10 protein-coding genes are annotated in these 8,650 nt (G+C 68.4%); all 10 read right to left on the bottom strand.

The window, feature by feature from the left end:
- On the bottom strand, nt 1-1,283 hold a 1,283-nt coding region (locus AB0J09_RS47130), incomplete at its 3' end, for a DEAD/DEAH box helicase (RefSeq protein ID WP_360706680.1).
- A 324-nt stretch (nt 1,284-1,607) separates the two neighbouring features.
- Nucleotides 1,608-1,967, bottom strand: coding sequence for a metal-sulfur cluster assembly factor (locus AB0J09_RS47125; RefSeq protein ID WP_360706677.1), 360 nt, complete (start codon nt 1,965-1,967; stop codon nt 1,608-1,610).
- Nucleotides 1,964-2,401, bottom strand: coding sequence for a Fe-S cluster assembly sulfur transfer protein SufU (gene sufU, locus AB0J09_RS47120; RefSeq protein WP_360706674.1), 438 nt, complete (start codon nt 2,399-2,401; stop codon nt 1,964-1,966). Before sufU ends, AB0J09_RS47125 begins: the two co-directional genes overlap by 4 nt.
- 2 nt (nt 2,402-2,403) lie before the next feature.
- A complete protein-coding gene (locus AB0J09_RS47115; protein ID WP_360706672.1) occupies nt 2,404-3,660 on the bottom strand; it encodes a cysteine desulfurase in 1,257 nt (418 codons plus the stop codon).
- Nucleotides 3,657-4,403, bottom strand: coding sequence for a Fe-S cluster assembly ATPase SufC (sufC, locus tag AB0J09_RS47110; RefSeq protein ID WP_360706669.1), 747 nt, complete (start codon nt 4,401-4,403; stop codon nt 3,657-3,659). The genes AB0J09_RS47115 and sufC overlap by 4 nt, the downstream gene beginning before the upstream one ends.
- A gap of 4 nt (nt 4,404-4,407) precedes the next feature.
- A complete protein-coding gene (locus tag AB0J09_RS47105) occupies nt 4,408-4,728 on the bottom strand; it encodes a non-heme iron oxygenase ferredoxin subunit (RefSeq protein WP_360706666.1) in 321 nt (106 codons plus the stop codon).
- Nucleotides 4,725-5,846: a Fe-S cluster assembly protein SufD gene (gene sufD / locus AB0J09_RS47100; RefSeq protein ID WP_360706663.1), complete on the bottom strand. Its 1,122-nt coding sequence runs from the start codon at nt 5,844-5,846 to the stop codon at nt 4,725-4,727. Before sufD ends, AB0J09_RS47105 begins: the two co-directional genes overlap by 4 nt.
- Complete coding sequence (gene sufB, locus AB0J09_RS47095; protein ID WP_360706660.1) at nt 5,846-7,258, bottom strand: Fe-S cluster assembly protein SufB; 1,413 nt, start codon at nt 7,256-7,258, stop codon at nt 5,846-5,848. Before sufB ends, sufD begins: the two co-directional genes overlap by 1 nt.
- The gene (locus tag AB0J09_RS47090; protein ID WP_360706682.1) at nt 7,255-7,953 is read right to left on the bottom strand and encodes a helix-turn-helix domain-containing protein; all 699 of its coding nucleotides are present in this window, start codon (nt 7,951-7,953) and stop codon (nt 7,255-7,257) included. The genes sufB and AB0J09_RS47090 overlap by 4 nt, the downstream gene beginning before the upstream one ends.
- Before the next feature lie 91 nt (nt 7,954-8,044).
- On the bottom strand, nt 8,045-8,650 hold a 606-nt coding region (locus AB0J09_RS47085), incomplete at its 5' end, for an MFS transporter (RefSeq protein WP_360706657.1).

Genomic DNA, 8,650 nt, shown 5'->3' with positions numbered 1-8,650 from the left:
CGGACGTCCGGCTCCCAGACCGGGATGGCCTCGCCGCTCGGCGTGCGGGCGCCGGTCACCTCGGCCACCCGCGGGTGGCCGGGCGTCGCCTTCAGCCGGAACGGGTGGATCCCCGCGCGCCGGGTGAGCGCGTCGGTGGAGCGGCGCTCGCTGGGCAGCACCAGCGTGACCACGGTGCCCTTCTCCCCGGCGCGGGCCGTGCGACCGCCCCGGTGGAGGTAGCTCTTGTGGTCCTGCGGCGGGTCGACGTGCAGCACCAGGCTGATGTTGTCGACGTGGATGCCGCGCGCCGCGACGTCGGTGCAGACGAGCACGTTGATGGAGCCCTCGCGGAACTCGGCGAGGATGCGGGTGCGCTGGTTCTGGCGCTTGCCGCCGTGCAGGCCGCCCGCCTTGACGCCGACCCTGGCCAGCTGCTTGCAGAGCCGGTCGACGCCGTGCTGGGTGCGGACGAAGATGATCGTACGGCCCTCGCGGTTGGCGATCTCGGCGATGACGTCGAACTTCTCGTCACGCGTGACCTGCATCACGTGGTGCTCCATGGTGTCGACCGGCGAGGTCGCGGGGGCCACGGAGTGAGTGATCGGGTCCTTGAGGAAGCGCTGCACCAGCTTGTCGACGTCACCGTCGAGCGTGGCCGAGAACAGCAGCCGCTGACCGTCGGCCGGGGTCTGCGCGAGCAGATCGGTGACGACGGGGAAGAAGCCGAGGTCGCACATGTGGTCGGCCTCGTCCAGAACGCTGACCTCGACGGCGCCGAGCGAGCACTCACCCTGCCGGATCAGGTCGCCCAGGCGGCCGGGGGTGGCGATGACGATGTCGACGCCGCGCCGCAGCGCCTCGATCTGCTTGCCCATGGACATGCCGCCGACGACGACCTTCATGCGCAGCCCCAGGCCGCGGCCGAGCGGCTCCAGAGCGTCGTGCACCTGGAGGGCGAGCTCGCGGGTGGGCACCAGGATCATCGCGCGGGGGCGGCCGGGGGCCGGCTTCACGCCCGCGATGCGGGCCATGGTGGGCAGTCCGAACGCGAGCGTCTTGCCGGAGCCGGTCTGGCCGCGGCCGAGCACGTCGTGGCCCGCGAGCACGTCGGGGATGGTCGCGCTCTGGATGGGGAACGGGCTGTCGATGCCCTGCTTGGCCAGTCCGCTGATGAGCGGCTTGGGCAGGCCGAGCAGCTCGAACTCGGACGGGCCCTGCTCAGGAGCGGCCTCGCCGAGCGAGCCCGAGCCCACGGCGGCGGAGTCCGCCGAGCCGGGGGTGGTCTCGTCAAACGCGGGCATGACAGCGTCAAGCGTGGTCACGAAAGTCGTGCCTTTCCGTCGAAGTGGCGCGTCACTTCTGCGAAAGGACGAGCCAGGGCGTACGGCACACGCCGTACAGGGGTCAGGGCGCCCGCCATCGGGGCGGGCCGATTCTCAACACGTGAGGGGGACGCACCGGCGCCGGCCGCAGGCGGCGCGAGACGCGCAATGAGGCGTCAGGTACATCTGTTACCAACGCCGGGGATGTTATCGGAAATTCCCGGGATGGGTCCGGACCTTCCGAAACCCTCGATGGCATGCTGAAACGGCTGACGCTTACGCCAGCCGTGACAGCGAAAATGATCAGACGTTAAAGCCTAGCATACGGAGCTGTTCGCGCCCCTCGTCGGTGATCTTGTCCGGGCCCCACGGCGGCAGCCAGACCCAGTTGATCTTGACGTCGGACACCATGCCGTCGAGCGCCGAGTGGGCCTGGTCCTCGATGACGTCAGTCAGGGGGCAGGCCGCGCTGGTCAGCGTCATGTCGATGGTGGCCACGGGCCGCCCGCCGTCAGAGGGGTCGAGGTTGAGGCCGTAGATGAGTCCCAGGTCCACGACGTTGATGCCGAGCTCGGGGTCCACGACATCCTTGAGCGCCTCCATGACCTCTTCGACGTTCGTCTCGCCGTCGAAACCGGTCGGAGTCTCCACGGGCTTACTCATCGGGCACTCCTCACAACTGCATCCTTATAGGCCATCCAAGAGAGCAACGCACACTTGACACGCGCCGGGAACTTGGCCACGCCCGCGAACGCGACGGCGTCGCCGAGCACGTCCTCGTCGGCCTCCACCTGTCCCCTGCCCTGCATGAGCCTGGTGAACTCGTCGACCACGGAGAGCGTCTCCTCGATCGTCGAGCCGGTGGCCAGCTCGTGCAGCACCGAGGCGGCGGCCTGGCTGATCGAGCATCCCTGCCCGTCGTAGGAGACGTCGAGGACCTTGCCGCCGTCGTCCACCTTCACCCTGAGCGTGATCTCATCGCCGCACGTGGGGTTCACGTGGTGAACCTCGGTGTCGTACGGCTCGCGCAGCCCCCGCCCCTGCGGGTGCTTGTAGTGCTCCAGGATCAGCTCCTGGTACATCGACTCGCCGATCATGGCTATGCGAACACCTTCTGAACGTGATGGAGGCCGCGGACCAGGGCGTCGATCTCGCCCGTGGTGTTGTACAGGTAGAACGACGCCCGCGTGGTCGCCGGTATTCCGAAGCGCAGGTGCAGGGGGCGCGCGCAGTGGTGGCCGACGCGTACGGCGACGCCGAACTGGTCGTCCAGGATCTGCCCGACATCGTGCGGGTGTATGCCTTCCAGCGTGAACGACACCGTGCCGCCCCGCCCCTCCAGCGAGTCGGGCCCGATGAGCCGCAGGGTGCGCACCTCGCGCAGGGCGTCGAGGGCGTAGGCCGTCAGCGTGCGCTCGTGCGCCTCGATGGCCTCCATGCCGACCTCGGTGAGGTAGTCGACGGCCGCGCCGAGCCCGATGGCCTCGACGATCGGCGGCGTGCCCGCCTCGAACTTGTGCGGCACCGGCGCGTACGTCGAGTGGTCCATCCAGACCGCCTCGATCATCTCGCCGCCGCCCAGGAACGGGGGCATGGCGTCGAGCAGCTCGGCCCGTCCCCACAGCACGCCGATGCCCGAGGGGCCGACCATCTTGTGGCCGGTGAAGGCCACGAAGTCGGCGCCCAGCTCGGCGACGTTCACCGGGTGGTGCGGCACGGACTGCGACGCGTCCAGCATGATCAGCGCGCCGACCTCGTGCGCCCGCCTGGCCACCTCGGCGACCGGGTTGACGGTGCCGAGCACGTTGGACTGGTGGGCGATCGAGACGATCTTCGTCCGCTCGGTGATCACGGACGGGTCGTAGTCGAGCCGTCCTTCGTCGGTGACGCCGAACCACTTCAGCGTCGCGCCGGTGCGCTGCGCGAGCAGCTGCCACGGCACGATGTTGGAGTGGTGCTCCATCTCGGAGATGACGATCTCGTCGCCGGCCCCGAGCGTGAAGCGCGGATCGGTGTTGATGGGGTTGCCGAAGGCGTACGCGACGAGGTTGAGCGCCTCGGAGGCGTTCTTGGTGAAGATCACTTCGTCGCGCGACGGCGCCCCGACGAACGCGGCGACCTTGTCGCGGGCGCTCTCGTAGGCGTCGGTCGATTCGGCGCCGAGCACGTGCATGGCCCGCCCGACGTTGCTGTAGTGCAGCGCCAGGTGATCACGCATGGTGTCGATGACCAGGTTGGGCTTCTGTGAGGAGTTGCCCGAGTCGAGATAGACGAGCGGGCGCCCGTCGGGCAGCTCGCGGGAGAAGATCGGGAAGTCCTTCCTGATCTTCTCCACGTCAAAGCTGATCTGAGTCATGCAGAGGCCTTCGTGTACTGCTCGTAGCCCTCGGCCTCGAGCTTCTCGGCGAGCTCCGGGCCGCCCTCTTCGACGATCCTGCCGCCCGCGAAGACGTGCACGAAGTCCGGCTTCACGTACCGCAGGATGCGGGTGTAGTGCGTGATCAGCAGCACGCCGGTGTCGCCGGAGGCGCGGAAGCGGTTGATGCCCTCCGACACCACGCGCAGCGCGTCGACGTCGAGGCCGGAGTCGGTCTCGTCGAGCACCGCGATCTTCGGCTTGAGCAGCTCGAGCTGGAGGATCTCGTGGCGCTTCTTCTCGCCGCCGGAGAAGCCCTCGTTCAGGTTGCGCTGGGCGAACGCGGCGTCGATGGACAGCGCGTCCATGCCGTTCTTGAGGTCCTTGGCGAACGCGCGCAGCTTGGGCGCCTCGCCGCGGACCGCGGTGACGGCCGAGCGCAGGAAGTTCGAGACCGACACGCCGGGGACCTCGACCGGGTACTGCATGGCCAGGAACAGGCCCGCCCGGGCCCGCTCGTCGACCGACAGCTCCAGCAGGTCAACGCCGTCGAGCAGCACCTGGCCGCCGGTGATCGTGTATTTGGGGTGACCGGCGATCGCGTAGGCGAGCGTCGACTTGCCCGAGCCGTTCGGGCCCATGATGGCGTGGGTCTGGCCCGAGTGGACGGCCAGGTTGACGCCGCGCAGGATTTCCTTGTCCTCGACGGCGACGTGGAGGTCGCGGATCTCTAGGGTGGGCATTGTTTTATGACTCCTTCGAGAGCGAGACGAGGACGTCGTCGCCGTCGATCTTGACTGTGTAGACGTTCACGGGCTGGGTCGCGGGCGGGCCTGTGGACTTGCCGGAGCGCACGTCGAAGCACGAGCCGTGCAGCCAGCACTCCAGTGTGCCGTCGTAGACCTCGCCCTCGCTGAGTTTCACCTCGGCGTGGGAGCAGACGTCGTGCAGGGCGAACACCTCGTTGCCCTTGCGCACGAGCGCCACCGGCGTTTCGCCGACCTCCACCCCGATGACTCCCCCGTCGGGGATGTCATCGAGCTTGCACACCTTCTCGAATGAACTCATCGGGCGAGCTCCGCCTCCAGCGCGGTGAGCACGCGCTCGCGGATCTCCTCGATCTGGATCTTCTCGACGAGCTGGCCGAGGAAGCCCCGGATGACCAGGCGGCGGGCCTCGTCGTAGGGGATGCCGCGGGCCTGGAGGTAGAAGATGTGCTCGTCGTCGAGCCGGCCGGAGGCGGAGGCGTGCCCCGCCCCGGCGACCTCGCCGGTGAGGATCTCCAGGTTGGGCACCGAGTCGGCGCGGGCGCCGTCGGTCAGGATGAGGTTGCGGTTGAGCTCGTACGTGTCGGTGCCCTCGGCCTCGACCCGGATGATCACGTCGCCGATCCAGACGGCGTGCGCGTCCTCGCCCTGCAGGGCGCCGCGGTAGTCGACGTTGCTCTTGCAGTTGGGCTGCGAGTGGTCGACCAGCAGACGGTGCTCCAGGTGCTGCCCGGCGTCCACGAAGTAGACGCCCGACAGGTCGGCGTCGCCGCCGGCGGCGGTGTAGGTCACGTTGGGCGACAGGCGTACAATGTCGCCGCCGAGCGTCACCACGAAGCTGCGGAACGTCGCGTCCTTGGCCAGCTGGGCGTGGTGGTGCGAGACGTGGACCGCGTCGTCGTCCCAGTCCTGCAGGCTGACGACGCTGAGCGAGGCGCCGTCGCCGACGACGAACTCGATGTTGTCGGCGTAGACCGCGTTGCCCTTGTGGTCGAGCACGAGCACGGCCTCGGCCAGCGGCTCCACCTTGACCACGATGTGGCCGTAGGCGGCGCCGTCGCCGGAGCCGGTCAGCGTCAGCACGGTCGGCTTGGACGTGACGGCCTCGCGCGGCACCGTGACCACGGTGGCCTTCTCGAAGCTGTGCCACGCCTGGGCGCTGACCCGGTCGGTGGGCATGAACGACTTGCCGACGCGGGCGTCGTCGCGGCCGACCGTCTCCACGGTGACCTCGGGCGCCGCTTCGATGTCGACCCGGACATGGCCAACGGCCTCGGCCTTGCCGTTGTGCAGGCCCTTCAGACGCGAGAGCGGCGTGAAGCGCCACGCCTCCTCGCGCCCGGTCGGGACCTCGAAGTCGCCCAGGTCGTAGGACGCCTTCTCGTGCAGGGTCGACAGGGGCTTCTCGTTCAGGCCCATCAGCCGACGGCTCCTTCCATCTGCAGCTCGATCAGCCGGTTGAGCTCGAGCGCGTACTCCATGGGCAGCTCACGCGCGATCGGCTCCACGAAGCCGCGCACGATCATCGCCATCGCCTCGTCCTCGTCGAGCCCGCGGCTCATGAGGTAGAACAGCTGGTCCTCGCTGACCTTGGAGACCGTGGCCTCGTGGCCCATCTTGACGTCGTCCTCGCGGACGTCGACGTACGGGTAGGTGTCGGAGCGGCTGATCTGGTCGACCAGCAGGGCGTCGCACTTGACGGTGCTGGCGCTGCCGTGGGCGCCCTCCTCGATCTGCACGAGACCGCGGTAGGAGGTGCGGCCGCCGCCGCGCGCCACCGACTTGGAGATGACACTGGAGCTGGTGTTGGGCGCCAGGTGCACCATCTTGGAGCCGGCGTCCTGGTGCTGGCCCTCGCCCGCGAACGCGACGCTCAGCGTCTCGCCCTTGGCGTGCTCGCCCATCAGGTAGACGGCCGGGTACTTCATCGTGACCTTGGAGCCGATGTTGCCGTCGATCCACTCCATGGTCGCGCCCTCGTACGCCACGGCGCGCTTGGTGACCAGGTTGTAGACGTTGTTCGACCAGTTCTGGATGGTCGTGTAACGGCAGCGGGCGTTCTTCTTCACGATGATCTCGACGACCGCGCTGTGCAGCGAGTCGGACGAGTAGATCGGCGCGGTGCAGCCCTCGACGTAGTGGACGTAGCTGTTCTCGTCCACGATGATCAGGGTCCGCTCGAACTGGCCCATGTTCTCGGTGTTGATCCGGAAGTAGGCCTGCAGCGGGATCTCGACCTCGACGTTCGGCGGCACGTAGATGAACGAGCCACCGGACCACACGGCGGTGTTGAGCGCGGCGAACTTGTTGTCGCCCACCGGGATGACCGACCCGAAGTACTCCTTGAAGAGCTCCGGGTGCTCCTTCAGGCCCGTGTCGGTGTCGAGGAAGATGACGCCCTTCTCCTCGAGGTCCTCACGGATCTTGTGGTAGACGACCTCGGACTCGTACTGGGCGGCGACACCGGCGATGAGGCGCTGCTTCTCCGCCTCGGGGATGCCGAGCTTGTCGTAGGTGTTCTTGATGTCGGGGGGCAGCTCGTCCCAGGAAGCGGCCTGCTTCTCGGTGGAGCGCACGAAGTACTTGATGTTGTCGAAGTCGATGGCGCTGAGGTCGGAACCCCAGGTGGGCAGCGGCTTCCTGTCGAACAGGCGGAGGCCCTTCAGGCGAAGGTCCAGCATCCACTCCGGCTCGTTCTTGAGAGCGGAGATGTTGCGAACGACCTCCTCGGACAGGCCACGCTTGGCCGCCGCGCCCGCGGCATCCGGGTCGGCCCAGCCGAACTTGTAATTCCCGAGGCCTTCCAGCTCCGGGCGGTCGGTGACAGTCACCTTCCGGTCTCCTTGCTCTTGTCTCTATGTGCGGATTCACCCAGCGACTGTGGGCTCACATGTGTCGTGCAGACCCCGTCGCCGTGGGCGATCGTGGCCAGGCGCTGCACCGGCGTGCCGAGCAGCTGCGCGAACGCCTCCGTCTCGGCCTCGCAGAGCTGCGGGAACTCCGCAGCCGCGTGTGCCACCGGGCAGTGGTGCTGGCAGAGCTGGTCGCCGCCGGACTTGGCCTTGCTGGCCGAGGCCGCGTACCCCTCTGCCGACAGCGCCTGCGCCAGCACCTGAACGCGCTGGTCTGCCGGCACCGTCCGCATGACCGGCTCCAGCCGCCTGAGCAGGCCGGAGACCTGCGAGCGGGCGAAGTCGGCCACCGCTTGCTCTCCCATGCGCTCGCCGATGTAGCGCAGAGCGCTCTCGGCCAAGTCGTCATAGGCGTGCACGAAGGCACTGCGCCCCGCGTCGGTGATGGCGAACAGCTTGGCCGGCCGTCCGCGCCCGCGCTGTCCGCGCGGCCTTACCATGCGAGGCTCTATCATCCCGTCAGTCAGCAGCACGTCGAGGTGACGGCGGACGGCAGCGGGCGTGAGCCCGAGCCGCTCGCCCAGCGCGGCGGCCGCGACGGGACCATGCTCGAGGATCAGCCTGGCCACGCGGGCACGCGTGGTGCGCTCGCTTCCTGGCTCGATCCCTGGCACGTTTTTCACAACATCAGTGTGCCGTAATTCCTTCCCGCTTCACAAACGGATCTGAGCAGCTCGAGGATGGAATTTCTCACGCAGGGTAGCCTTACCTAACTTTCCTCAGGAAGGTGAAGGCCAGGCTCGAGCAGAAAATGAGCCCGAGCATCACGCAGGCCATGGGCACGGCGCTACCGGCGCCCACGAGCCCCACCAGCGGGGCCGCGGCGGCGCCCAGCGCGAACTGCAGCACGCCGAGCAGGGCCGAGGCGCTGCCGGCCACCTGCGCGGGCTGACTCGAGAGGGCCAGAGCGCCGGTGCCGGGCATCACCAGGCCCTGGCCGAGCATGATGACGAAAAGCCCGCCCACGATGCCCCACAGGCCGAGCCCGGTGAGCGCGGCGGCCAGCAGCAGCCCCGCCCCGGTCAGGGCGGTGACAAGCCCGGTGAACACCAGCATCACCGGCGGCACCCTGCCCGACAGGCGCCCGCCGACCTGGGCCATGGCGGTCAGGCCGAAGGCGTTGAGCCCGAAGATGAGCGAGTACTGCTGGGGCGTGGCGCCGTACACCTCCTGAAGCACGAACGGCGAGCCGGAGATGTAGCCGAACATCGCCGCGAACGCCAGCCCCGCGGTGAGCGCGCAGCCCATGAAGGCGCGGTCGCGCAGGAGCTTCCAGAACGTGCTGACGGTGTGCTTGAGTCCGCCGCTCTC

Origin of the sequence: Nonomuraea sp. NPDC049784 (assembly GCF_040659615.1) — a bacterium.
Taxonomy (GTDB): Bacteria; Actinomycetota; Actinomycetes; order Streptosporangiales; family Streptosporangiaceae; genus Nonomuraea.
This window is presented reverse-complemented; position numbering and strand designations above follow the sequence as displayed.

Bases quoted from the DNA above. Each gene is read 5' to 3' on its own strand.
- sufU (WP_360706674.1), bottom strand. From the start codon at position 2,401: ATGATCGGCGAGTCGATGTACCAGGAGCTGATCCTGGAGCACTACAAG.
- AB0J09_RS47125 (WP_360706677.1), bottom strand. From the start codon at position 1,967: ATGAGTAAGCCCGTGGAGACTCCGACCGGTTTCGACGGCGAGACGAAC.
- sufD (WP_360706663.1), bottom strand. From the start codon at position 5,846: ATGGGCCTGAACGAGAAGCCCCTGTCGACCCTGCACGAGAAGGCGTCC.
- AB0J09_RS47115 (WP_360706672.1), bottom strand. From the start codon at position 3,660: ATGACTCAGATCAGCTTTGACGTGGAGAAGATCAGGAAGGACTTCCCG.
- AB0J09_RS47105 (WP_360706666.1), bottom strand. From the start codon at position 4,728: ATGAGTTCATTCGAGAAGGTGTGCAAGCTCGATGACATCCCCGACGGG.
- sufC (WP_360706669.1), bottom strand. From the start codon at position 4,403: ATGCCCACCCTAGAGATCCGCGACCTCCACGTCGCCGTCGAGGACAAG.